Below are 21,988 nucleotides of genomic sequence, written 5' to 3' on the forward strand. Positions count from 1 at the left end.
GGGTTGAGGCATTCACCCCATGCCAAAGGAGACCGCATGAAGCCAACAATCATTCTTGCCGGCCTGCTGACCCTGTCGGGTTGCGGCTATTCTGATTCCCGCATGGCGCATCAGGCGCAGATCAACATGGTGGGCATGACGCTGGCCGATCTGCAAAGCTGCGCCGGCGTCGCGGACAGATCGGCCCGGATCGACGACCGCACGCAGATCCTGACCTATGCCGTGAACAATGATTCCGCCGGCGGCATCGAGGTGACCCTGCCGGTGATCGGCGGCGGCTACACGGTGGGCGGCAGCGGCTCACGCTGCAACGCCAATTTCCGCATCGAGGACAACAAGGTCGCCAGCCTGTTCTACAGCGGCAACAATGACCGCCCGATCGGCGAGGATGGCGTCTGCGCCCCGATCATCCGCGGCTGCATGCGCCGGCCCCAGGCCAGCATGATCCCGTTGAGCGACGAAACCCGGGCTTTGTCCTCCGCCTATTGGCAGCCGCCCGCGCCCGCGCCCCGGCCGCAGCCTGAAGGTGTCGCGCGGATGCCAACGGTCGGGCGCTGAAACGAACTCCTGGCCAGGAGCCCGGGGGGCGCCTTATCACCCGCCCTCGGCCTGCCGCAGAAGGAACCGCGCCTTGAGCGACGAGATCACCACGCTTTCCAGCCGCATCGCCTACGAGAATCCCTGGACCCGCGTGCGGGAGGACATCATCCGCCGCCCCGATGGCTCGGAAGGGCTGTATGGCGTGGTGGAGCGGTCCGACTTCGTGGTGGTGGTGCCGTTCCAGGAGGGCCGCATCACGCTGGTGGAGCAGTTCCGCTACCCGGTCCGGCTGCGCCAATGGGAAATGCCCATGGGAATGTGGGAAACCCGCCCCGGCACCGCCCCCGAGGTGCTCGCCGCCGCCGAGCTGGAGGAGGAGACCGGCCTAGTGGCCGGGCGCATGTTCTATGCCGGCGAGATCTTCCAGGGTGCCGGCTATTGCAACCAGCGTGGCCATGTTTTCCTGGCCACGGAACTTTCCCCGGGCACGCGGCGCCTCGAAGCCAGCGAGCAGGACCTGATCTGCCGCGCCTTTGCTCTGGCCGAGGTGGAAGGAATGATCCGCGACGGCCGGCTGAAGGATGCCATGTCCATCGCGGCCTTTGGCCTTCTTCGCCTGAAGGGGCTGCTTTAGCCCGGGCGGGGTGCCGCAACCGGGAAAGGGCCGGGACGTTCGTTCCGTATGCAGCAAAGCATCAGCATCGAGCGCCCCGCCGAAGAAGTGTTCGCCTATCTGTCGGATCCCGAACAGCTTCGCCATTGGCTGCCGCAGCTGCGGCGCGAGGAAACCGATCTGCCGGCCGATGGGCTGGAGGCCGACAGCTCGGCCGGGCGCATCCGCTGGCAGTTCGACCCGGCCGGCGAATGGCATGTGGCGGCGGGTGGCGGCGGTACGGTGCTTACCCTGACGCTGCAGCGCGACACCGCGCCCATGGTGGACCCCACGGAAGCCGAAACCCCGGAAGATGCCGCCCGCTACGCGGCGGAGGCTGCCTTGCAAAGCCTGAAATCACATCTGGAGCGGGCGGGCGGCGGCGATCCCGACCTGCACATGCCGGATGTGTCGGCCCGCGTCATGGGTCGTGGTTCCCCCCGCGAACCTGTCTGACTTTTTCCAGGGTTTCACCGGTCCCATCATGGCCAGCGGCGCCTGACCTTGGGCGCTCCAGGATGATTCTTGCCCAAACAATCCGGTGAACGCCCCATTCTCCACCAGATTTGACTTGATTCTGAGCGCGAGCTTCGCAGCGCCAATAGTCATTCAGCAAACAACTCGGTCCAGAAATACTTCGCGCCGGGAAGTTTCGATCACGTTTTGGTTGAATGGCAGGAGCCAGTTTTGCGGCCGGGAGGAATGTGTAAAAAGAAGAACAACGGTTCAGATTATGGACCGCCGGGAACGCGGAAAGTGGTGGAGTTACAGAGATGAGCATTGGATCGTTCGTCATCGGCCTTTCCGCGCTGTTTGCCGCCATCCATGTGTTCGAGCGCCACGTGTCCCTGCTCGCGCAGCGTTCTCCCTTGGCAGCGGAAAGCCAGCCTCTGGTGCCGCCTTCCTTCCGCTGACATGGGAAAAGAACCGCGGGCAAACCGGGCAACTGGCGTGATGAAGCTGACGGCATGGATAGTTAAAAGTGCTCCATGTTTTGTTCATGGAAGCCTGTGTATCGTTACGTCTAAGACATAATCTATGGGTTGAAAAAGTGGTCCAGCCACGGGATGGGCGCAATATTCCGATGGCAATACATCAAGGGACCACCCGCCTGTTCAGGATGAGTGCGCAAAAGCCCCGATGAGCCGGCGGAATATTCGCCGGGATCCCACAAGAAGCCGTTTCTTCAGCAAGAATCGGTTGCGATTATGCGACAATCGAAACCGGGTATTTACGGCTTGCAGGAAGTGCGGCCCCAGGGCCGCTTCATCCCCGGCCTCCGCACGCGGTGGACCGGGGAGACGGGATGTCACTCCGGCCGCGCCTGGTCCCAGCCGCGCTTGATCAGCAGGAAAGCCATCGCCAGGCCAAACAGTCCCAGCAGCGTGCCAAACAGCGACAGGCCGAAATCCTGCCCCCGGCCGGCGCAATACAGGCCGATCAGGGCCAGCAGCCCATAGACGATCATGAACAGCACGCGGCTGACGGGGAATTCGGGGATCATCGTGGTTCTCTCCTGGCAGGCGTGTCGTCGAACAGGATGCGGCTTGCCGCACCATCAAGATCCTCGTACTGGCCCGAGGACAGGGCCCAGGCGAAGCCGGCCAAGGCCAGCAGCCCGATCAGCAGCGCCAATGGCACCAGCCACAGCAGAACGGTCATGATGCCGGCCCCCTTCCACCGACGCGCAGCGCGTTGCCGATCACGATCAGCGAGGAACTGGCCATCACCAGCGCCGCGATCAGCGGGGTGCAGAAGCCCAGAATGGCCGTGGGCACGGCCACGACGTTGTAGGAAAGGCTGAAGGCGATGTTCTGCCGCGCCGCGCGCTGCGCACGGCGCGCGATGCGGACGGCCTCCGGCAAGGCACCGGGGCCGCCGCGCAGCACCAGATCGGCGGCGCAGGCGGCGCTGTCCGTGGCGTCTTCCGGCACGGCTGAGGCGGCGGCCATGGCCAGGGCCGCCATGTCGTTGATGCCATCCCCCACCATCAGCGGCCGCCGGCCGGCCTGGCGTAGCGCGGCTAGGCGCGCCGCCTTGCCCTCCGGCGTCACCCCGGCGCGCCATTCATCGATGCCAAGCTGCGCCGCCACCGCCGCCACCGCCGGATGGGCATCGCCGGACAGCAGCTCCACCGTCAGGCCGAGTTGCCGCAGCGATGCCACCGCCACCGCCGCGTCCGGCCGCAGACGATCCGCGAAGCGGAAGGCGACGGCCGGCTGGTCCGGCGCGGCGCGCCACCACAGGGTCAGGCCGGTTCCATCCGCCGGCAGGCCCAGAAAGGTGGCGCTGCCCAGCCGCGCCGCTCCGCAGGCCAGGCCCCGCCCTGGAAATTCCACAACATCCCGCGCCGGGGCGGCCCCTGGTCGGGCGGCAGCCAGCGCGCGGCACAGCGGATGGCGGCTGGCGGCGGCGAGGCAGGCCGCTTCATCGAGGTCGGCTTCCGTCCAGTCGCCCGGCAACAGGGCGGGGCGGCCCTCGGTCACGGTGCCGGTCTTGTCCAGCACCACATGATCCACGCCGGACAGGCGCTCCAGCGCATTCGGCGTCGCCACCAGCACGCCACGGCGGAACAGCGCGCCCGCCGCCACCACCTGCACCGCCGGCACGGCGATGGCGAGGCCGCAGGGGCAGGTGATGATCAGCGCCGCCACCGCCGGCACCAGCGCCGCCTGCCAGGACACCCCCACCCCCAGCCACCAGCCGAGAAAGGTCAGGGCGGCAACGGCATGCACCACCGGCACATAGAAGGCGGCGGCCTTGTCGGCGATGGAGCGGAAGCGGCCACGGGCTTGCTCGGCGCCTTCCAATGCCCGCGTCAGCCCGGCCAGGGAACCATCGGGCACCGCATGGGTGACGCGGAGCGTCAGCGGCGCGCCCATGTTCACCGCGCCGGCGGGCAGCGCATCGCCCGACTGGAAGGCGCGCGGCAGGCTTTCGCCGGTGACGGCGCTGGCGTCGAGGGAGGCGGAGGCTTCCTCCAGCCAGCCATCCAGCCGCAGCCTTTCCCCGGCGGCGACCAGGATGCGGTCCCCCGGCCGCACGGCTTCGACCGCCACCATTTCGCGCCCGCCCGGCGTGAGCCGCGTCACCATGCCCTGTTGCAGGGCCAGCAATTCGGCGGCGGCCTGGCGGGCGCGTCGGCGGGCGCCACGGTCCAGCAGCCTGCCCGCCAGCAGCAGCGCCAGCAGGGCGGTGGCGCCGTCGAACCAGGTGTACTCGCCGTTGCGCAGCGTTTCCGACAGGCTCATCGCTGTGGTGGCCAGGACGCCCAGCGACACGGCGAAATCCATGTTGATCCGGCCGGCGCGCAGCCCTTCCCAGGCGCGGCGGTACAGCGGCCGCCCGGCCACCAGCACGGTGGGCAGGCCGATCAGCGCGGCCAGCCAGTGCAGCGCGGCGCGCGTTCCCTCGCCCATGTCCACGCCGACCCAGACGGCGACCGATACCAGCATCACGTTCATGGCGCCGAACGCCGCGATGCCGAGGGCGCGGGCCAGCTCGCGGCCCTCCGCATCCTCGGCGGCGCGCAGGCAGGCGGGCGAGAAGGGAACGACGCGGAAGCCGAGGCGCGCCACCAGCGCCGCCAGCGCATCGGCACGCGTGGCCGGACCGTCCCAGGTGATGGTGAGGCGGCGGGTGGACAGCGCGGCGCGGGCGCTGCGCACATCCGGCTCGGCCGCCAGCGCCTGCTCCACCAGCCAGACGCAGGCGCCGCAGGTGAGGCCGGCCACCATCAGCTCCAGCCGGTGCCGGCCGCCGGACAGGGCCCGGGCCAGCGGCGCATAGGCGACGGGCGCCGCCGCGGCCGGGCGCAGCGTTCCATCGGCGGTGTCGCGCCGCGCATAGAAGGCATCAAGGCCGAGGCCGCGCACCAGCGCATGCGCGCCCTCGCAGCCGGTGCAGCAGAAGCGGCTGCCGGGGATGGATGCCGCGCCGCAATGGTCGCAACTGCCTGTGACGGCCGGGGGATCGAGGGTGAGGGTGGTCATGGCAGCACCACCCGTTCACGCAGCATCAGCCGCGCCTCATTGGCGCCCCGCAGGGTGAGGCGGGCTTCCCAGAGCCCCGCCTGCATGTCCGCGAGGGAAGCGCGCCAGCGCCCGCCGCCGAGGGCGGCGAAGTCCAGCATCCGCTCCTCCCCGGTCAACGGGCGGCGCAACACACCGGACAGGGTGACGCCGGCCGGCAGGGGCACGCCGTCCCGACCGGTGGCGGCGAGGTGCAGCCCGCCCTGCGCGACCGTGATGCCGGCCTGCCAGCCCAGCGCCTTCTGCCGCGCCGCCTCCTCCAGCACATGGTTGTAGGCGCGGCCCTTGTCGAAGGACTGGCCGGTGGTGAGGCCGGTGAAGGTGGTGGCCGAGGCATAGATCAGCACGCCGTTCACTGCCGTTACCAGCAGCATGCCGCCGACGAAGACCCAGGGGATCCAGCGGCTGCGGCGCGGCCGGGGCGGGGCGGGATGGCTGATGGCGTTCATGGCTGCGGTCCCAGAAAGACATTTTCCGCCCGCGCCACCTCGGCGCCGCTGCGCGGGTCGAGCAGGCGGATCACCACCGGCGTGCTGGCGGCTGGCAGCGGCGCCGGCGCCGTGACCAGCAGGCGCAGCGTGGCGACATCATCGGCGCGGGTGGCGACCAGCGGGCGGCCGGCGGCGTCGGTTTCGGCGTCCGACACGGAAAGCTGCGTGCCGGGCGGCAGCCCATCGGCGGCGATGGCGAGCTGCGCCGCCTCGTGCCGGCGGTCGCGGATCTTCAGCGTGTAGGCATTGCGGATGCCGCCATGGGACAGGCGCACGAACAGCGGCGCCCGGTCGCGCAACATATCCAGCGCCACCGGCTCGCGCAGCAGCAGCCCGCCCAGCATGGCGCCGCCCACCACCAGCAGCGCGGCGGCGTAGAGCAGCAGGCGCGGCCGGAACGGGTTGGGCGCCTGGCGCACCGCCAGGCCAGCGCCCCGGCAGGCCGCGCCGCGCGGCATCCCGGCGGTGGCGGCCTCGGCCCGTGCCAGGTTGCCCAGCGTGTCGAAGGCGATCAGGCCCTGCGGGCGGTCCAGCCGCTGCATCACCGCGTCGCAGGCATCGATGCACAGGCCACAGGAAATGCAGCCAAGCTGCTGGCCGTCGCGGATGTCCACGCCGGTCGGGCAGACATGCACGCAGGCGGCGCAATCGACGCAATCGCCGGCGGCGGCGTCGCGGGGCTTGCCGCGCGGCTCCCCGCGCCAGGCGCGGTACGAGACAACGAGGCTTTGCTCGTCGAGCATGGCCGCCTGGAAGCGGGGCCAGGGGCACATATAGGTGCAGACCTGTTCCCGCGCCCAGCCGGCCAGGAGGTAGGTGGTGGCGGTGAACAGCCCGATGAAGAACAGCGTGGTGGAGGACGCCTCTCCCCGCGCCAGATCGCGCAGCAGGGTGGGCGCGTCGGTGAAGTACATCACCCAGGCGCCGCCCGTGGCCAGCGCGATCAGCACCCAGGCAACATGCTTGGTGGCCTTGCGCAGGCGGTCATCCCAGCTCCAGCGCGGCTTGCGGTCCCGCCGCATGCGGGCATTGCGGTCGCCCTCGATCCTGCGCTCGACCCACATGAACAGGTCGGTCCAGACGGTTTGCGGGCAGGCGAAGCCGCACCAGAGCCGGCCGGCGAGGCAGGTCACGGCGAACAGGCCGATGGCGGCCAGCACCAGCAGGCCGGTGACGTAGTAGACCTCCTGCGGCCAGATCTCGAGGCCCAGGAAGAACAGCCGGCCATGCTCCATGTCGGCCAGGAAGGCCTGGTCGGGCCGGCCGGGGCCACGATCCCAGCGCAGCCAGGGCGCCAGGTAGTAGAGGCCGAGCAGCAGCCACAGCACGCCCCAGCGCAGCCGCCGCACCTTGCCCTTCACCGCCTGGGGATAGACGCGGACCCGTGGCGCGTAGAAGGTCGCCGGTGGCTCCTCCGCGGCGTGGTGCTGCTGCTGCTGGCCCATGGCGGGTTACTCCTGCGTGCCGCCCAGCGCATGCAGGTAGACGACCAGCATGCGGATGGTGGCCGGATCGAGGCGCGTGGCCCAGGCGGGCATCACGCCGGCGCGGGAGAAGGACACGCTGCGCACCACGGCGGCCTTGTCGCCGCCATACAGCCAGATGGCGTCGTTCAGTGCCGGCGCGCCCATCTCCTGGTTGCCCTGGCCCTGCTCGCCATGGCAGGCGGCGCAGTTCTCGGCGAACACCGCCGCGCCGCGCCCTGCCGCCACGGCGTTGCCGGCGCGGCCGGAAAGGGACAGCACATGCTCGGCCACGTCGTTCACCTGGGCCTGGGTGAGCATGCCGTCCGCCAGGAAGCGCGGCATCTGGTTCATGCGCGTGTTCTCGTCATCCGGCGCGCGGATGCCGTGCTCGATGCTGTGCTGGATGTCGGCCAGCTTGCCGCCCCACAGCCATTCATCGTCGGCGAGGGAGGGGAAGCCCGGCGCGCCCTGGCCGCCGGCGCCGTGGCAGCCGGCGCAATTGTTGCCGAAGGCCACGCGGCCACCGGCCAGGGCGAAGTCGCGCAGTTCGGGATCGGCGATGATGGCGGCGGGCGTCATTCCGCGCAGCCGGGCCAGCACCGGTTCGTTTTGCGCGCGGTCGGCCGCCAGCTGCTCGGCGATGTCGGTGCGGGCGGTGCGGCCCAGCAGGCCGTTCCAGCCGGTGCCCGGAAAGGCCGGATACAGCAGCACCCAGACCAGGGCGAAGGCGATGGTGGCGTAGAACACGTAGAGCCACCAGGTCGGCAGCGGGGTGTTCAGCTCCCGGATGCCGTCCCATTCATGGCCGGTGGTGTTGTCCCCATCCTTCTGCGCGCCATGGGCGCCCGGCTTGTGCGTCGTGCTCATGATGGCGTCCTCAGCCGGCATCGTCTTGCAGCGGGATCATGGCCTGCCGCTCCAGCGCCGCGCGGCGCGAGGGGCGCAGCGTGCGGACCAGGATCAGCAGGAACACGGCGAAGAACCAGGCCACCCAGATGGAGGGCAGCCAGTCATGGAGGAAATCAAGCATCGTCATGGCGCTCACCGCTGCTTCACGGCGTCGGGCTGCACATCGGTGAAGTCCACCAGCGTGCCGAGCATCTGCAGATAGGCGACCAGCGCGTCCATCTCGGTGACGCGGCGCTCATCGCCGTCGAACACGCCCTGCCGGGCGCGGGCATAGCGCTGGGTCAGGCCGCTGCCATCGACATTCGGGTTGGCCTGGGCGGCGAGATCGGCCTCCGCGCGGGCGATCTGCTCATCCGTGTAGGGCACGCCGACCGCGCGCATGGTCTTCATGCGCTCCGTCACGCTGACGCCGGAAAGCGGGCGGTCGAGGAAGGGGTAGCTCGGCATGATGCTTTCCGGCACCAGGCTGCGCGGGTCGCGCAGGTGCATGGCGTGCCAGTCATCCGAATAGCGGCCGCCGACCCGCGCCAGATCCGGCCCCGTGCGCTTGCTGCCCCACTGGAAGGGGCGGTCATACATGCTCTCGGCGGCCAGCGAGTAGTGGCCGTAACGCTCGGCCTCGTCACGGAAGGGCCGCACCATCTGGCTGTGGCACAGGTAGCAGCCCTCGCGCACATAGATCTCGCGGCCCATCAGCTCGAGCGGCGTGTAGGGGCGCACGCCGTGGACGCGCTCGATGGTGCTTTCCACGGTGAACAGCGGCACCACCTGCACCAGGCCGCCGATGGAGATGGTGATCAGCGTCAGCACGCCCAGCAGCAGGAGGTTGCGTTCGATCAGCGCGTGGCTGAAGCGGCGGAAGAAGGGGACCATGGCCAGGGTTTCCTGTCAGGCGGCGCGCAGGGTGGCGGGTACGGCGCTGGCTGCCGAGGCGGCGATGGTGCGCCACAGATTGACCGCCATCAGCACGGCGCCGGCGAGGTACAGCACGCCGCCACCCGCGCGGATCACGTAATAGGGGTGCATCGCGGCGACGCTTTCGACGAAGCTGTATTGCAGGAAGCCGAGGCTGTCATAGGCGCGCCACATCAGGCCCTGCATGATGCCGGCGACCCACATGGCGGCGGCGTAGAGGACGATGCCGAGGGAGGCGAGCCAGAAGTGCCAGGACACCAGCCGGGTGGAATACAGGCCCGGCTTGTTCCACAGCTTCGGCACGATCCAGTACAGGGCGCCGAAGATGATGAAGCCGTTCCAGCCCAGGGCACCGGAATGCACATGGCCGATGGTCCAGTCGGTGTAGTGCGACAGCGCGTTCACCGCGCGGATCGACATCACCGGCCCCTCGAAGGTGGCCATGCCGTAGAAGCCGACGGCGGCGACGGAAAAGCGCAGCGCGGGATCGGTGCGCAGCTTGTCCCAGGCGCCGGACAGCGTCATCAGCCCGTTGATCATGCCGCCCCAGGAGGGCATCCACAGCATGATCGAGAACACCATGCCCAGCGTCTGCGCCCAGTCGGGCAGCGCGGTGTAGTGCAGGTGGTGCGGCCCGGCCCAGATGTAGAGGAAGGTCAGCGACCAGAAATGCACGATGGACAGGCGGTAGGAATAGATCGGCCGGTCCGCCTGCTTCGGGATGAAGTAGTACATCATGCCGAGGAAGCCGGAGGTCAGGAAGAAGCCCACCGCGTTGTGGCCGTACCACCACTGGATCATCGCGTCCTGCACCCCCGCGGCGAAGGTGTAGGAGCGTGAGGACAGCCCCACCGGCAGCACGACGTTGTTGCCGATGTGCAGCATCGCGATGGTGATGATGAAGGAGAGGAAGAACCAGTTGGCGACGTAGATATGCGGCTCCGTCCGGCGCAGGATGGTGCCGCCGAAGACGACGAGGTAGGCGATCCAGACCACCGCCAACCAGAGATCGGCATACCATTCCGGCTCGGCGTATTCCTTGCCCTGGGTGATGCCGAGCAGGTAGCCGGTGGCGGCGACCACGATGAACAGGTTGTAGCCGCCAAACAGGAACCAGCCCGCGTCCTCGCCGCCGAACAGCCGGGCGCGGCAGGTGCGTTGCACGATGTAGAGGCTGGAAAAGAGCAGCGCGTTGCCGCCAAAGGCGAAGATGACCGCCGAGGTGTGCAGCGGCCGCAGCCGCCCGAAGGTGGTCCATTCCAGCCCCAGGTTCAGCGCCGGGAAGGCCAGCTGCAGGGCTATGAAAAGGCCAGCGGCGAAACCCGCCAGCCCCCAGAACACGGTTGCGACCGCAAAGGCGCGGACCGGACCGTCAACATAGTCGGGCTGGGTGCTCAGATGCAGGCGTTCGAGCACGGGCGCCGGGATGGTGGCTGAACCTTCAGGCATGCCGCGGAGTCTCCTTCAACCCGCTGGATGCCAGCCGGCCGCCACGGCCGCCCTGATTTGAATCAGGGAAGGGCGGCGCTCACGCTCAGTCCCGCCAGCACGGCGGCGTTCAGCAGGAACACGCCGGCCGCCGCCGGCCGAAGCCAGGGCCCACCACGGCGGACCAGGAAGCGGCCCAGCATTCCGGCCGCCATCAGCCCCGGCATGGTGCCGAGAACAAAGGCGAGCATGGCGCTGGCACCCGGCACCGCGCCGCCGGTGGCGGCCGCGCCGGCGAGTGCCGCGTGCAGCAGGCCGCAGGGCAGGGCGGCGAGCAGGAGGCCCATCAGGAAACGCTGCGCCGGCGTGCCGCCCTTTGGCAGCCAGCGGGTCAGGGGTAGGGCCAAAGGCACCGATGGCAGCCTTGGCCCCGCGAAGGGCATGGCCCAGCCGAGGCGTTGCAGCCCCTGGGCCAGCATCAGCGCCGCCGCGAGGCCAAGCGGCACCGCCAGCAGCCCCGGCCCCAGCAGGGTGGTGGCCGTGCCCGCCCCCGCGCCGGCCACCGCGCCCAGCAGCGCGTATCCGAGCGCGCGGCCGGCATGATAGGGCAGCAGCAGGCCTTGGCCGAGGCGCCGCAGCACCGGGCCGCCAGCGCCATCCACCATCTGCGCCACCACAAAGGGTCCGCACATCCCGGCGCAATGCGTCACGCCGCCGGCGAGGCCCGCAGCGAACATGGCCAGCAGCACGGTCCGGATTCCGGCCTGGCCAAGCAGGGCAAAGCTGTTGAGGCAGGTTTCCAGCATCCCGCCCGCCTTACACCCGGCGCCACCTCCCGGCCCTGCGCCAGATCAGCATGGCCGAACGGGCCTGCGGCGATGATGCCCGGAATGGCCGGTTTTTCAGGATATCGGCAAGCCGCCGCTTGCTGTTCCCGCAGCCAGCCTCAGAACACCAGGTGGAAGAACCACATCACCAGCGCCTTCAGCTCCTCGTCCGGCACCATGTCGATTTCGGGAAAGACATCGATCCGGAACACGCGCTTGATTTTATAGGCGACGCCGAGCGCCAGCACGAACAGGCCGCCGAGGGCGACAATCTTGACAAGATGCGCCAGGCGCGGCGTGGAGCGGGACATCATCATGGAGGGGCGGGCGGTCCTCGGTAGAGCCGGATGCTTAGCAGGAGCGGGACCGTGCTTCGCGCGACAATTCCGTGAGTTGCGGCTGGAGTGGCGGCTGGTCTGCGCCCTGGATGGGCGGTGGGGCCTGTTCTGTCAACCTGCCCGTTGCCGGACTAGGCTGGGCCATGACCGTGTTCTTCACCGCCGACACCCATTTCGGACATGGCGGAGCCCGGGGGCTGTACCGTCGCCCCTTCGCCTCCGTCGCCGCCATGGACGCCGCCATGGAGCAGCGCTGGAACGCGGCGGTGGGGCCGGAGGACGAGGTCTGGCACCTGGGCGATTTCGCCCTGCACCAGCCGCAATCCGCCATGGCGGGGCTGCTGGGGCGCCTGCATGGGCGCAAGCATCTGGTCGTCGGCAACAATGACGGCGCGCCCACCGCCGGCCTGCCTGGCTGGGCCAGCGTGCAGCATTACGCCGAGATCGCGGTGGAGGAGCACCGGCTGGTGCTGTGTCATTACGCCTTCCGCAGCTGGCGTGACATGGCACGGGGGACCATCAACCTGCACGGGCATAGCCATGGCAGGCTCAAGCCCCTGCCGCGGCAATTCGATGTTGGCGTGGACGTCTGGGAGTTCTGCCCGGTCCGGCTGGCGGAGATCCTGGCCTCGCGGAGGCGGTGACGGCCGGGGCCCCGAACTGGCATGAGGGGAAGATCCGCCAGAGCAGATCCTGATCAGGCGGGGTCGCCTGATCAGGTGAAGATGCTCGACAGAACAAGGAGCCAGAGCATTTGAAGTGAGCTAGTGCGAACAGAAAATGCTCTAGAATGGCGGCCGGAACTTCCGGACCAGCGCGGCCTCGACGGCCGGCGTGCTGCCGAGCAGGGCCAGCAGCGCGGCAAGGGGCAGGGCGGCGGCAAAGCCGAAGGCGGTGAAGCCCAGCGCTCCCACCACGCCGCCCAACAGGAACACGCCCAGCAGCGAGGCCAGCAGCCGGAGCTTGGCGCGGTCCGCCATCACCCTGTAGCCGGCCTTGGCACTTCCGCGGTTCCGGTAGGTCAGCTTTCCCAGCTCGATGCCGATATCGGTGACGACGCCGGTCATGTGCGTCGTGCGCATGCGGGCGCCGGACACCTTGGTGATGGTCGCGTTCTGCAGGCCCATGATGAGGCAAAGCAGCGGCACGGCGGCGGCCATGAAGCGGGGATCGCCTTCCAGCATGAGGCCCGCTGTTCCGAACAGCGCCAGCAGGGCGGCCTCAAGCAGCAGGGGCAGGGCGTATTGCGAGCTGCCCCGGTGCCGCCGCGCCCAGTTGATCAACATGGCGGAGGCCGCGGCGCCGGCGGTGAAGGAAAAAAGGGCGGCGACGCCCGCCCCCACGAGGACCCAGGCCCCCAGCACCGCATGTTCCGCCAGGGACGAGATCACGCCCGACATGTGTGCGGTGTATTGCCCCACGGTCAGCAGCCCGCCGGCATTCACCGCCCCCGCGACAAAGGCCAGGGCGCGGGCAAGCTGCCGATCCGTCGCTTCGCTGCGCCCGGCCGCAACCAGGCGCCGGACCGGCCGGATCGCGCGAAGCAGGGCCCGCCTGCGCGCCGCCGCCATGGCTTGCCGCTTCACCTCCACGGCGCTCCGGCGTTGTTGTTGCGGCCCCGGCGCCGCAGCGGGATGCATCCTCCCGCCGCCGCGGCGCGGGGAAGCCGCCGCTGACGCAACCGGTTCCGGACCGTCCGGCGGGAAAACCCCGGCCCTGCAGGAGGAGGTCCGGAAGAATTGCCGGTCTTCCCGGCGGTCAGGTCGGGCAGCACGTGATGTCCATCCGCATCCGTGATCGAGGCCGCTTTCCTGATGGGCCCAATGGTTCATCGTCCGGCTTGTTGTCCCGGCCCTGCCGGCGCTCGCACCGTTCCGGGCGGATCACCTTAGGAAGCGGCTTCCCGATTTGCCAGACCCGCCGCTCCGTGGCTCGGGATGCCGGCCGCGCCCGCGCGCCGATGCTTTGAGTTTGACAGGCCCGACGGCCTCGTTGAAGGTGGTCAAGCCAAACTGGACCGACCAATCCGGCGGGCTGCGGCGCCTGCCGGCGCATCCAGGCAGGGAACGCCCATGTCCATCATTCCGCCCAATTCCGCCGACCGGCGCGACGTGCTGTTCCACCTGCACTCGCAAACCAATCCCCGGCTCCATGCCCGGCGGGGGCCGCTGGTGATGACGCGGGGCGAGGGCATTCATGTCTTCGACAGCCAGGGCAAGCGCTATCTGGAGGCCATGGCGGGGCTCTGGTGCACCTCGCTCGGCTTTTCCGAGGCGCGGCTGAAACGCGCCGCGGCCGAGGCCTATGACCGCCTCGGCTTCTACCACACCTTCAGCCACAAGACCCCGGCGGTCACGATCGACCTGGCCGAGAAGCTGGTGGCCCTGTCGCCGATCCCGGAGGCGCAGGCTTATTTCGCCACCTCCGGCTCCGAGGCGACGGAGACGATGGTGAAGATGGCCTGGATCTACCATGCGGCACGGGGTGAGACGCGGCGGCGCAAGATCATCGCCCGCGACCGCGGCTTCCACGGCTCCACCATTGTGGCCGCCTCGATGTGCGGACTGCCGCGGATGCACCGCGAATTCGGCCTGCCCCTCCCGGGCTTCCTGCACACCCTCTGCCCGGACCCTTATCGCGGGCCGCTGCCGGGCGAGGACATGCCGCGCTTCGTGGCGCGCCTCGCCGCCGCGCTGGAGGCGATGATCCTGGAGGAAGGGCCGGACACCATCGCCGCCTTCATCGCCGAGCCGATCAATGCCGCCGGCGGCGTGATCGTGCCGCCTGAAGGCTATTTCCCCGCCATCGAGGCGGTGCTGCGCCGGCATGGCATCCTGGTCCTGGCCGATGAGGTGGTCTGCGGCTTCGGCCGCACCGGCAACATGTGGGGCAGCCAGACTGTCGGCATGACGCCCGACATGATGGCGATGGCCAAGGGCATCTCCTCCTCCTACTTCCCGATCTCCGCCGTGTTGCTGGGAAGGCCGATCCAGGAGGCGATGGCCGAGATGAACAAGGACGGCGAGATTTTCGGCCATGGCTTCACCAATTCGGGCCATCCGGTTGGCGCCGCAATCGCCCTGGAAACGCTGCGCATCTACGAGGAAATGGATGTGGTGCCGCATGTCCGCGCCATGGGGGAGCGGCTGCGGGCAGGATTGCGCTCGATCGCCGGCCGCTCCCGCATCGTTGGCGATGTGCGCGGCGCCGGGCTGATGTTCGCGGTTGAGCTGGTGGCCGACCCGGCGACGCGCGCCGGCTTCGAGCCGGTCGGGCGCATCGGCGCGCGCTTCGATGCCGAGGCCCTGAACAACGGCCTGATCATCCGCCCGATGGGCGACGCCATCGCGCTTTGCCCGCCATTGATCATCGATGCCGGCGGCGTCGATGAACTCCTGGAACGGTTCGATCTGTCGCTGCGCAAGGTCGAGGCCGAAGCGGCCCTGGAGACCACGGCCGGATAAACACAAGAAGTCCAGACGGGAAAGCCGGCACACCCCACATCACAGGAGGTTCCCCGATGCTCCGACGTGACCTGTTCCGGACCTCGCTGGCGCTGGGCGCCGGCGCGGCCCTGCCGCCGCTCGCCGCGCCCGGTCTGGGCATCGCGCAGGAAGCCCGGAGCCGCGCCCTGCGCTTCGTCCCGCAGGCGGATGCGGCCATTCTTGATCCGGTCATCACCACCGGGCTGGTCAACCGCAACCACGGTTTCCTTGTCTTCGACACGCTTTACGGCGTGGATGAGGCAGGACGCATACAGCCCCAGATGGTGGAAGGGCACAGCGTCGAGGATGACGGCAGGCTGGTGACCATGAGGCTGCGGGAAGGGCTGCGCTTCCATGATGGCGAGCCGGTGCGCGGCCGCGACGTGGTGGCCAGCCTGAGGCGGTGGGCGGCGCGCGACGCTTTCGGCACATCGCTGATGGCGGCGGTGGACGAGCTGACGGCACCGGATGACCGCACGCTTCGCTGGCGGCTGAAGCGGCCCTTCCCCTTGCTGCCGCAGGCGCTCGGCAAGGTCGGCGCCATTGTGGCCTTCATCATGCCCGAGCGCCTCGCCGCCGGCACCGATCCCGCCGTTCCGGTGAAGGAGCTGGTGGGAAGCGGCCCGTTCCGCTTCCGCGCGGACCAGCATGTGCCGGGCTCGATGCTGGTTTACGAGAGATTCGCCGGCTACGTGCCGCGGCCGGGCGAGGCGCCCAGTCTGCTCGCGGGTGGCAAGGTGGCGCATTTCGACCGCGTCGAATGGCGCGTGATCCCCGATGCCGCGACCGTGGCCGGCGCGCTGCGCCAGGGGGAGGTGGATTGGTGGGACCAGCCGATCTTCGACCTGCTGCCGGCCTTGAGGCAGGACCGCAACCTGGTGGTCGAGAATCTCGACCCTTATGGCAATATCGGTGTGCTGCGCTTCAACCACACCCTTCCGCCCTTCAACAACCCGGCGATCCGCCGCGCCATCCTCGGCGCGGTGCGCCAGAGCGACGTCATGCTGGCCGTCGCCGGCGAGGACCGCAGCATGTGGCGTGATCGCATCGGCTTCTTCGCGCCGGGCGGCGCCATGGCGAATGACGAGGGCATTGCGGCGCTCGACGGCTCGCGCAGCATCGAGGCGTCGCAGAAGGCCCTGAAGGATGCCGGATACAAGGGCGAGACGGTGTTGCTGATGGCGCCCTCGGATTTTCCCGTCATCAACGCGATGAGCGAGGTCATCGCCGATCTGTTCCGCAGGCTCGGGATAAAGGTCGATTACCAGGTGATGGACTGGGGCAGCATGCTCCGCCGCATGGCCAATCGCGAAACACCGGAGAAGGGCGGCTACAACGCCTTCTGCACCTATTCCGCCGGGGTGACGCAGCTCAACCCATCGGCCCACAACTTCCTGCGCGGCAGCGGCGAGAAGGCGACTTTCGGCTGGTCCACGAGCCCGGAGCTGGAGGCGCTGCGCGATGAATGGTTCGCCGCGCCGGACGCGGCCGCGCAGAAGGCGATCGGCGTGCGGGCCCAGCGCCAGGCGTTCATCGACGTGCCCTATGTGCCGCTCGGCCTGTTCTACCAGCCGACGGCCTATCGCAAGGAACTGGCCGGCGTGCTGAAGGGCCTGCCGCTGTTCTGGAATGTGCGGCGCGGCTGAAGGATTGCGGGAATGCTGCCGATCACCGGCTATGTCGACCGCTGGAGCGTGAAGCCCGGCGAAACCCTCCGCTTCATGATCTCGGTGCAGGGCGGCGGGCGCTACCGCGCCCGCGTCGCCCGCGTCATCTGCGGCGATCCGAACCCGGCGGGGCCCGGCTATCGCGAGGTTCCCGTGCCTTGGGCCCTGGAAGGCGAGCATGAGGGCATCCAGCAGAACATCCAGCTGGGCTCCTGGGGAGAGGTGCCGGATGTCGCGCTGCCTGGCGGCGGCCTCGGCTTCGCCGCGACGGTGTGGCCGACACGGCTCGCCGCCGGCGATCAGGCAGTGCTGTGCTGGCATGGCGCGGCGGGGCGGGTGGTGCTGGGCATCGGCGCGGACGGGGCCTGGGCCCGGGTGTCCGGCCCGGCCGGCGACACCCTGCTGCGCAGCGCCGTGCCGCTCACCGAGCGGGCATGGCACGACGTCGCCTGCGTGCTGGACCGGGAAGGGCGGCTGCACCTTTCGCAGCGGCCGCACCGCGCCCGGCTCGACCGCGCGGAGGCTGCGGCCCTCGCCATGCCCTGCGGCATGGTGCCATCCGGCCCCGGCGCCGTCACCATCGCGGCCGAGCGCGGCGAAACCGGCATGGCCCGCCACTTCAACGGCAAGGTCGAGAACCCGCGGATCCTGGCGGTGGACGATCCGGCCGCGCTGGCCAATGCGGCAACGCTGTTCCATTGGGACCTGTCCCGCGCCATGCGGACCGACAGCATCGAGGATGCCGGCCCCGCGGCGCGGCATGGCAGGCTGGTCAACCTGCCGACCCGCGCCATGACCGGCTCCAACTGGCGCGGCGACGTGCATCGCTGGACCGAGGACCCGTCGCAATACGGCGCCATCCACTTCCATGACGACGATATCGGCGATGCCGGCTGGGCGCCCTCGCTCAGCTTCGCCGTGCCCGATGACTGGAAAAGCGGCGTCCACGCGTTGCACCTGGAGCTGGAGCGCGACGGCAGGATTCACCGCGACAACATCGTCTTTCACGTCCGGGCCAGGGTGCCGGGCTCCCAGGCCAAGATCGCCTTCCTGGCGCCGACCTTCAGCTACACCGTTTATGGCCAGTTCCAGAAGGCCGGCCGCCAGGCCCTCATCACGCCCCGCTCACTGGAATGGGGCGCGCTGCCGCAGGCGCCGGATGGCCATCCCGAATATGGCGTCTCCCCCTACAACCTGCATTCCGATGGCAGCGGCGTCGTCATGTCGACGATGCGCCGGCCGCTGATCGACAAGCGGGTGAACCAGATCCACCTCGTGGACCCCAGCGAGGGAGGCTCCGGCCTCTACTGGATCGCCGCCGACAGCTACGTCACCGACCTGCTGACCCGCAACAACATCGATTTCGAGGTCATCACCGATCACGACGTCCATGCGGAAGGCGTGGACCTGCTGCGCAGCTACAATGCCGTGCTGACCGGCCAGCATCCCGAATATCATTCTGTCGAAACGCTGGACGCGCTGGCAGCCTATCTCGAGGGCGGCGGCCGCTTCATGTATCTGGGCGGCAACGGCTTCTACTGGAAGGTGGTGCCGCATGGCACCGGGCCCTGGAGCTTCGAGCTGCGCCGCGCCGAAGGCGGCATCCGGCTGTGGGAAACGCTGCCCGGCGAAAGCTATCACGCGCAGGACGGCTCCTATGGGGGCTTGTGGCGCAGGCTCGGGCGCCCGCCGCAGCAACTGGTGGGCGTGGGCTTCAGCACGCAGGGCGAATACAAAGGATATCCCTATAGCTTCCTGGACGGAATCCTGGAGCCGCGGCTTGGCTTCATGCGGGAAGGCATCGAGGAACTGGCCCTGCCGGGTCGGCTGCTTGGCGAGCGCGGGCTGATGGGCGGAGGTGCCGCCGGGCACGAGCTCGATCGCGCCGACACCTCGCTCGGCACGCCGCATCACGCGGTGATCATCGGCCGCGCGGTGTTGACCGATCCGACCTACCAGCCGGTGAACGAGGAGCGGCGCGACCATACCTGGCCTGCGCCACGGGAGGACATCATCCGCTCCGACCTGACCTTTTTCGAGACGCCGAATGGTGGCGCGGTCTTCTCGGTGGGTTCGATGAACTTCATCGGCTGCCTGCCCGTCGATGATTACCGCAATGTCGCGGCGCGGCTGGTGGTGAACATCGTGCGCCGCTTCGCCGATCCGGAACCCTTTCCACCTCCATGAAAAACAGGTCATCCGCAGAACCATCGCGGGCGGACATCCTCCGGTCCCCGCGCCGCCGCGCATTGATCATGGCCGCATCAGCACCAGCCGCGGAAGCAGCACAGACTAGCCGGGAGCGGCCTGCTGACGGCGACGCTCCGGACCGCGAATGGCTGTAGTGGCGGTGCAGCGCAGGTTTTGAATGGCTTACCGAATAAATTGCCAGAAACAGGAAGGGCCCGCCAAACGAGCCCTGCTTCTATGCCTTCAGGCATCCGGTGGCACAAACTTGGCCGAGAACGTTAGTTGAAGCTTACTAACTTCCTGAAAAAATTGGCGGACCCGATACGATTCGAACGTACGACCTTTGCCTTCGGAGGGCAACGCTCTATCCAGCTGAGCTACGGGTCCTGAGCCAACCCCTCTTTAGCGGCTGGGGCGGGCGCTGGGAAGCCCCCGCCGCCAAAGGATTGCGGCGGAGCCTAGGCGGCCAAGGCGGCCTCCGCCGCCGCAGCAACCGCGAACAATGCCGCATCGCCGTCATGGGCGCCCGTCAGCATGAGCCCCACCGGCGCTTCGCCCGGGCGGTGGCAGGGCAGGCTGATGCTGCAACGGTCCAGGAAGTTGAAGGCCGCCGGATTGCGAAGCAGCTGTAGATTGATGCGGCTGTACTCGATCTTGTCCTCCACGGCGGCGATGGCGGGCGGGGTCAGCGCCGCGGTGGGGCAGAGAACGGCATCGAAAGGCGCCGTGCGCGGGGCGGCCGAGGCGATCAGACGCGCCCGTGCCGCCAGCAGGTCCTGGTAATCCGCGGCATCCATATCGGTGCCGCGCTGGATGCGGGTGATGATGCGCGGATCGTAGCGATGGCCGGCTTCGGCCATCAGGCGGCGATGCCAAGCGTAGGATTCTGCCGCCGCGAAGCCGCCCTTGGCATTGGCGACCGGGATCTCCGCCAATTCGGGCAGGGCGATGCGCTCGATCCGCGCGCCCGCCGCCTCCAGCCGGGCCACCGCTCGCTCGAAGGCTGCGGTGACGGCGGGCTCCAGCTCCTCGAACAGGAAGGTGTCCTCGGGAATGGCGAAGCGCAGCCCGGCCACAGGCCGGACCGGCGGCGGCTCGGCGTTCTCCGCGCCGGCCATGAAGCCATGCAGCACCGCGCAACAGGCCACGGTGTTGGCCAGGGGCCCGATGCTGTCCAGGCTCTGCGACAATGGCAGCACGCCGGTCAGCGGCACCCGCTTCGCTGTGGGCTTGTAGCCGACGATCCCGCACAGTGCCGCCGGCACCCGGCAGGACCCCCCTGTATCCGAACCCAGCGCCCCCAGCCCCATGCCATCGGCCACCGCCACCGCGGCACCGGAGGAGGAGCCGCCTGGCAGCCTCCCCGTCGCCCGGTCATAGGGGGAGCGGGGCGTGCCGTAATGCGGGTTCACGCCCAGGCCGCTGAAGGCGAATTCCACCATGTTGGTGCGACCCAGCACCACAAAGCCGGCGCGTTCCAACCGTGCCACGGCCGGGGCGGTCATGGTGGCGGGAGGCGCGTCTTCCAGCGCCACGGAGCCGGCGCGGGTCGTTACGCCCTGCTGGTCGAACAGGTCCTTCACCGAGATCGGAATGCCGGCCCAGGGAGAGGGCGCGCGCCCTGCCTTGCGCAGCATGTCCATGGCCCTGGCGGCCGCCCGGGCCTCCTTGGCCTGCACCGCCACAAAGGTGCGGCTGCCTTCCCCGGCGGGGTCGGCAATGCGGGCCAGGGCGGCCTCGACCAGCGCCTCGGCGGTGACGGTGCCGCGGGCGAGGGCTTCGGCGGCGGCGGGAAGGGAAGCGGGTTCGGTGGCAGGCATGGGCAATGATGCGGCTCCCGTCGGAAGAAGGGCCGATGCTGGCGCTAGCCGGCCAGCAGGGCAAGCTTCCTAACTTGTGCGACAGGTTGCGCTGGATCGTTGACATCCCGGTACGTTGCCAGCAAGCATCGGCCCAACGAATGGGAGGTCCGTCATCAGACGACAAGATGTCCGGCAACCCGGCGTCTGGTGTTGGAAGCCGAACCCGTCGCCACAAGTGGAGGCGTCCTTCATGTCCATCCTGCTGCCCCGTCGCCGCGCCCTGCTGGCCGGCGTGGCCCTTGCCGCACCCACCCTGATCGGCTTCAAGGCCAGTGCCCAGGCCATCAACCTGCGCTCCGCCGACATCCACCCCGATGGCTACCCCACGGTGGAGGGCGTCAAGGTCATGGCCAAGCTGGCCAAGGAACGCTCCAACGGGCGCATCAACATCCAGGTCTTCCATTCGCGCCAGCTGGGCGATGAAAAGGACACACTGGAGCAGACCCGCTTCGGTGTCATCGACCTGAACCGCACCAATTTCGCCCCGCTGAACAACCTGGTGCCGGAAACGGTGATCCCCGGCCTGCCCTTCCTGTTCCGGGACGAGGCGCATATGCACAGCGTCATGGACGGCGCGATCGGGCAGGAGATCCTGGCCGGCGCCGACAGGCACGGCCTGATCGGCCTGTGCTGCTACGACAGTGGCGCGCGCAGCATGTACAACCGCGTCAAGCCGATCAACTCGCCGGACGACATCCGCGGCATGAAGGTGCGCGTGCAGCAGAGCGATCTCTGGCTGGCGATGATGCGCGCCCTGGGCGCCAACCCGACGCCGATGCCGGCGGGGGAGATCTATTCCGCCCTGCAGACCGGCGTGGTGGACGGGGCCGAGAACAACTACCCGACCTACCAGGCGCAGCGGCATTTCGAGGTGGCGAAGTTCTACTCGATCACCGAGCATTCCATGTCGCCCGAGATCCTGGTGATGTCGAAGCGTTCCTACGACAAGCTTCCCAGGGACATGCAGACCATCCTGCGCGACGCGGCGCGCGAAAGCGTGCCCGAGATGCGCAAGCTCTGGGTCGCGCGCAGCGAAAGCGCCAAGCGGGAAGTGGTCGCCGCCGGCACCAAGCTCAACGAGGTGGACAAGGCGCCGTTCGAGAAGGCGATGGCCCCCGTTTATGACCAGTTCGTGCGCGATTCGCGGCTGAAGCAGATGGTGCAGCGCATCCGTGAGGCCGCGTGAC

22 protein-coding genes and 1 tRNA gene are annotated in these 21,988 nt (G+C 69.0%); 9 read left to right on the forward strand and 14 right to left on the reverse strand.

What is annotated here, in order from left to right; translation table 11 throughout:
• The first annotated feature begins 36 nt into the window (after positions 1-36).
• The 4 genes from F0Q34_RS08090 to F0Q34_RS21760 all read left to right on the forward strand — a co-directional run bounded on the left by F0Q34_RS08090 (position 37) and on the right by F0Q34_RS21760 (position 2,106).
• On the forward strand, positions 37-558 hold the full coding sequence (locus F0Q34_RS08090) for a hypothetical protein (RefSeq protein WP_149811646.1): 522 nt from the start codon (positions 37-39) through the stop codon (positions 556-558).
• 73 nt (positions 559-631) lie between these two features.
• Entirely contained in the window at positions 632-1,174 is a 543-nt protein-coding gene (locus F0Q34_RS08095) for an NUDIX domain-containing protein (RefSeq protein ID WP_149811647.1), read from the forward strand.
• A gap of 48 nt (positions 1,175-1,222) precedes the next feature.
• Positions 1,223-1,648, forward strand: coding sequence for an SRPBCC family protein (locus tag F0Q34_RS08100; protein WP_149811648.1), 426 nt, complete (start codon positions 1,223-1,225; stop codon positions 1,646-1,648).
• Between the two features lie 317 nt (positions 1,649-1,965).
• The gene (locus tag F0Q34_RS21760) at positions 1,966-2,106 is read left to right on the forward strand and encodes a hypothetical protein (protein ID WP_161600801.1); all 141 of its coding nucleotides are present in this window, start codon (positions 1,966-1,968) and stop codon (positions 2,104-2,106) included.
• A 395-nt stretch (positions 2,107-2,501) separates the two neighbouring features.
• Here F0Q34_RS21760 and F0Q34_RS08105 read toward each other — a convergent pair whose 3' ends face one another.
• The 11 genes from F0Q34_RS08105 to F0Q34_RS08155 all read right to left on the reverse strand — a co-directional run bounded on the left by F0Q34_RS08105 (position 2,502) and on the right by F0Q34_RS08155 (position 11,576).
• Positions 2,502-2,696 carry a hypothetical protein gene (locus F0Q34_RS08105; RefSeq protein WP_149811649.1) on the reverse strand — a complete coding sequence of 65 codons (195 nt, stop codon included), beginning with the start codon at positions 2,694-2,696 and terminating at the stop codon, positions 2,502-2,504.
• A complete protein-coding gene (ccoS, locus tag F0Q34_RS08110) occupies positions 2,693-2,854 on the reverse strand; it encodes a cbb3-type cytochrome oxidase assembly protein CcoS (protein ID WP_149811650.1) in 162 nt (53 codons plus the stop codon). The genes F0Q34_RS08105 and ccoS overlap by 4 nt, the downstream gene beginning before the upstream one ends.
• Complete coding sequence (locus F0Q34_RS08115; protein WP_149811651.1) at positions 2,851-5,184, reverse strand: heavy metal translocating P-type ATPase; 2,334 nt, start codon at positions 5,182-5,184, stop codon at positions 2,851-2,853. Before F0Q34_RS08115 ends, ccoS begins: the two co-directional genes overlap by 4 nt.
• Positions 5,181-5,672, reverse strand: coding sequence for a FixH family protein (locus tag F0Q34_RS08120; RefSeq protein WP_149811652.1), 492 nt, complete (start codon positions 5,670-5,672; stop codon positions 5,181-5,183). The genes F0Q34_RS08115 and F0Q34_RS08120 overlap by 4 nt, the downstream gene beginning before the upstream one ends.
• A complete protein-coding gene (gene ccoG, locus F0Q34_RS08125) occupies positions 5,669-7,159 on the reverse strand; it encodes a cytochrome c oxidase accessory protein CcoG (RefSeq protein ID WP_149811653.1) in 1,491 nt (496 codons plus the stop codon). The genes F0Q34_RS08120 and ccoG overlap by 4 nt, the downstream gene beginning before the upstream one ends.
• A 6-nt stretch (positions 7,160-7,165) precedes the next feature.
• Positions 7,166-8,047 carry a cytochrome-c oxidase, cbb3-type subunit III gene (gene ccoP, locus F0Q34_RS08130; RefSeq protein WP_149811654.1) on the reverse strand — a complete coding sequence of 294 codons (882 nt, stop codon included), beginning with the start codon at positions 8,045-8,047 and terminating at the stop codon, positions 7,166-7,168.
• Between the two features lie 10 nt (positions 8,048-8,057).
• The gene (locus F0Q34_RS08135) at positions 8,058-8,216 is read right to left on the reverse strand and encodes a cbb3-type cytochrome oxidase subunit 3 (protein WP_149811655.1); all 159 of its coding nucleotides are present in this window, start codon (positions 8,214-8,216) and stop codon (positions 8,058-8,060) included.
• A 5-nt stretch (positions 8,217-8,221) separates the two neighbouring features.
• Entirely contained in the window at positions 8,222-8,962 is a 741-nt protein-coding gene (ccoO, locus tag F0Q34_RS08140; RefSeq protein ID WP_149811656.1) for a cytochrome-c oxidase, cbb3-type subunit II, read from the reverse strand.
• 15 nt (positions 8,963-8,977) lie between these two features.
• A complete protein-coding gene (gene ccoN, locus F0Q34_RS08145; protein ID WP_149811657.1) occupies positions 8,978-10,453 on the reverse strand; it encodes a cytochrome-c oxidase, cbb3-type subunit I in 1,476 nt (491 codons plus the stop codon).
• A gap of 62 nt (positions 10,454-10,515) precedes the next feature.
• Positions 10,516-11,238, reverse strand: coding sequence for a sulfite exporter TauE/SafE family protein (locus tag F0Q34_RS08150; RefSeq protein ID WP_149811658.1), 723 nt, complete (start codon positions 11,236-11,238; stop codon positions 10,516-10,518).
• Positions 11,239-11,378: 140 nt separating this feature from the next.
• The gene (locus tag F0Q34_RS08155; protein ID WP_149811659.1) at positions 11,379-11,576 is read right to left on the reverse strand and encodes a hypothetical protein; all 198 of its coding nucleotides are present in this window, start codon (positions 11,574-11,576) and stop codon (positions 11,379-11,381) included.
• Positions 11,577-11,740: 164 nt separating this feature from the next.
• Here F0Q34_RS08155 and F0Q34_RS08160 point away from each other — a divergent pair, with 164 nt between their 5' ends.
• Positions 11,741-12,241: a metallophosphoesterase family protein gene (locus F0Q34_RS08160; protein ID WP_149811660.1), complete on the forward strand. Its 501-nt coding sequence runs from the start codon at positions 11,741-11,743 to the stop codon at positions 12,239-12,241.
• Positions 12,242-12,382: 141 nt separating this feature from the next.
• Here F0Q34_RS08160 and F0Q34_RS08165 read toward each other — a convergent pair whose 3' ends face one another.
• Entirely contained in the window at positions 12,383-13,183 is an 801-nt protein-coding gene (locus tag F0Q34_RS08165) for a YoaK family protein (RefSeq protein WP_241665388.1), read from the reverse strand.
• A 486-nt stretch (positions 13,184-13,669) separates the two neighbouring features.
• On the opposite strand from F0Q34_RS08165, the gene F0Q34_RS08170 reads away from it, so the two are divergent.
• From F0Q34_RS08170 to F0Q34_RS08180, 3 genes are read left to right on the forward strand one after another with little or no spacing between them, the layout of a single operon-like run.
• Complete coding sequence (locus F0Q34_RS08170; protein ID WP_149811661.1) at positions 13,670-15,061, forward strand: aminotransferase; 1,392 nt, start codon at positions 13,670-13,672, stop codon at positions 15,059-15,061.
• A 56-nt stretch (positions 15,062-15,117) separates the two neighbouring features.
• A complete protein-coding gene (locus tag F0Q34_RS08175; RefSeq protein ID WP_149811662.1) occupies positions 15,118-16,728 on the forward strand; it encodes an ABC transporter substrate-binding protein in 1,611 nt (536 codons plus the stop codon).
• 12 nt (positions 16,729-16,740) lie between these two features.
• Positions 16,741-18,936 carry a N,N-dimethylformamidase beta subunit family domain-containing protein gene (locus F0Q34_RS08180; RefSeq protein WP_149811663.1) on the forward strand — a complete coding sequence of 732 codons (2,196 nt, stop codon included), beginning with the start codon at positions 16,741-16,743 and terminating at the stop codon, positions 18,934-18,936.
• Between the two features lie 313 nt (positions 18,937-19,249).
• On the opposite strand, the gene F0Q34_RS08185 is transcribed toward F0Q34_RS08180, so the two are convergent.
• Positions 19,250-19,326: transfer RNA gene (locus F0Q34_RS08185), tRNA-Arg, on the reverse strand.
• 71 nt (positions 19,327-19,397) lie between these two features.
• A complete protein-coding gene (locus F0Q34_RS08190; protein ID WP_149811664.1) occupies positions 19,398-20,759 on the reverse strand; it encodes an amidase in 1,362 nt (453 codons plus the stop codon).
• Between the two features lie 232 nt (positions 20,760-20,991).
• Here F0Q34_RS08190 and F0Q34_RS08195 point away from each other — a divergent pair, with 232 nt between their 5' ends.
• Entirely contained in the window at positions 20,992-21,987 is a 996-nt protein-coding gene (locus F0Q34_RS08195; RefSeq protein WP_149811665.1) for a TRAP transporter substrate-binding protein, read from the forward strand.
• The last annotated feature ends 1 nt before the right edge of the window (position 21,988 follow it).

The sequence above is a fragment of the Teichococcus oryzae genome, from assembly GCF_008386565.1.
Classification (GTDB): Bacteria; Pseudomonadota; Alphaproteobacteria; order Acetobacterales; family Acetobacteraceae; genus Pseudoroseomonas; species Pseudoroseomonas oryzae.

Excerpts from the sequence above, each read along its gene's own strand:
- F0Q34_RS08090 (WP_149811646.1), top strand. The coding sequence starts at position 37 with ATGAAGCCAACAATCATTCTTGCCGGCCTGCTGACCCTGTCGGGTTGC.
- ccoO (WP_149811656.1), bottom strand. The coding sequence starts at position 8,962 with ATGGTCCCCTTCTTCCGCCGCTTCAGCCACGCGCTGATCGAACGCAAC.
- F0Q34_RS08120 (WP_149811652.1), bottom strand. The coding sequence starts at position 5,672 with ATGAACGCCATCAGCCATCCCGCCCCGCCCCGGCCGCGCCGCAGCCGC.
- F0Q34_RS08115 (WP_149811651.1), bottom strand. The coding sequence starts at position 5,184 with ATGACCACCCTCACCCTCGATCCCCCGGCCGTCACAGGCAGTTGCGAC.
- F0Q34_RS08105 (WP_149811649.1), bottom strand. The coding sequence starts at position 2,696 with ATGATCCCCGAATTCCCCGTCAGCCGCGTGCTGTTCATGATCGTCTAT.
- F0Q34_RS08100 (WP_149811648.1), top strand. The coding sequence starts at position 1,223 with ATGCAGCAAAGCATCAGCATCGAGCGCCCCGCCGAAGAAGTGTTCGCC.
- ccoP (WP_149811654.1), bottom strand. The coding sequence starts at position 8,047 with ATGAGCACGACGCACAAGCCGGGCGCCCATGGCGCGCAGAAGGATGGG.
- ccoN (WP_149811657.1), bottom strand. The coding sequence starts at position 10,453 with ATGCCTGAAGGTTCAGCCACCATCCCGGCGCCCGTGCTCGAACGCCTG.
- ccoG (WP_149811653.1), bottom strand. The coding sequence starts at position 7,159 with ATGGGCCAGCAGCAGCAGCACCACGCCGCGGAGGAGCCACCGGCGACC.
- ccoS (WP_149811650.1), bottom strand. The coding sequence starts at position 2,854 with ATGACCGTTCTGCTGTGGCTGGTGCCATTGGCGCTGCTGATCGGGCTG.
- F0Q34_RS08150 (WP_149811658.1), bottom strand. The coding sequence starts at position 11,238 with ATGCTGGAAACCTGCCTCAACAGCTTTGCCCTGCTTGGCCAGGCCGGA.
- F0Q34_RS08170 (WP_149811661.1), top strand. The coding sequence starts at position 13,670 with ATGTCCATCATTCCGCCCAATTCCGCCGACCGGCGCGACGTGCTGTTC.
- F0Q34_RS08135 (WP_149811655.1), bottom strand. The coding sequence starts at position 8,216 with ATGACGATGCTTGATTTCCTCCATGACTGGCTGCCCTCCATCTGGGTG.
- F0Q34_RS08180 (WP_149811663.1), top strand. The coding sequence starts at position 16,741 with ATGCTGCCGATCACCGGCTATGTCGACCGCTGGAGCGTGAAGCCCGGC.
- F0Q34_RS08160 (WP_149811660.1), top strand. The coding sequence starts at position 11,741 with ATGACCGTGTTCTTCACCGCCGACACCCATTTCGGACATGGCGGAGCC.
- F0Q34_RS08155 (WP_149811659.1), bottom strand. The coding sequence starts at position 11,576 with ATGATGATGTCCCGCTCCACGCCGCGCCTGGCGCATCTTGTCAAGATT.
- F0Q34_RS08195 (WP_149811665.1), top strand. The coding sequence starts at position 20,992 with ATGTCCATCCTGCTGCCCCGTCGCCGCGCCCTGCTGGCCGGCGTGGCC.
- F0Q34_RS08190 (WP_149811664.1), bottom strand. The coding sequence starts at position 20,759 with ATGCCTGCCACCGAACCCGCTTCCCTTCCCGCCGCCGCCGAAGCCCTC.
- F0Q34_RS21760 (WP_161600801.1), top strand. The coding sequence starts at position 1,966 with ATGAGCATTGGATCGTTCGTCATCGGCCTTTCCGCGCTGTTTGCCGCC.
- F0Q34_RS08175 (WP_149811662.1), top strand. The coding sequence starts at position 15,118 with ATGCTCCGACGTGACCTGTTCCGGACCTCGCTGGCGCTGGGCGCCGGC.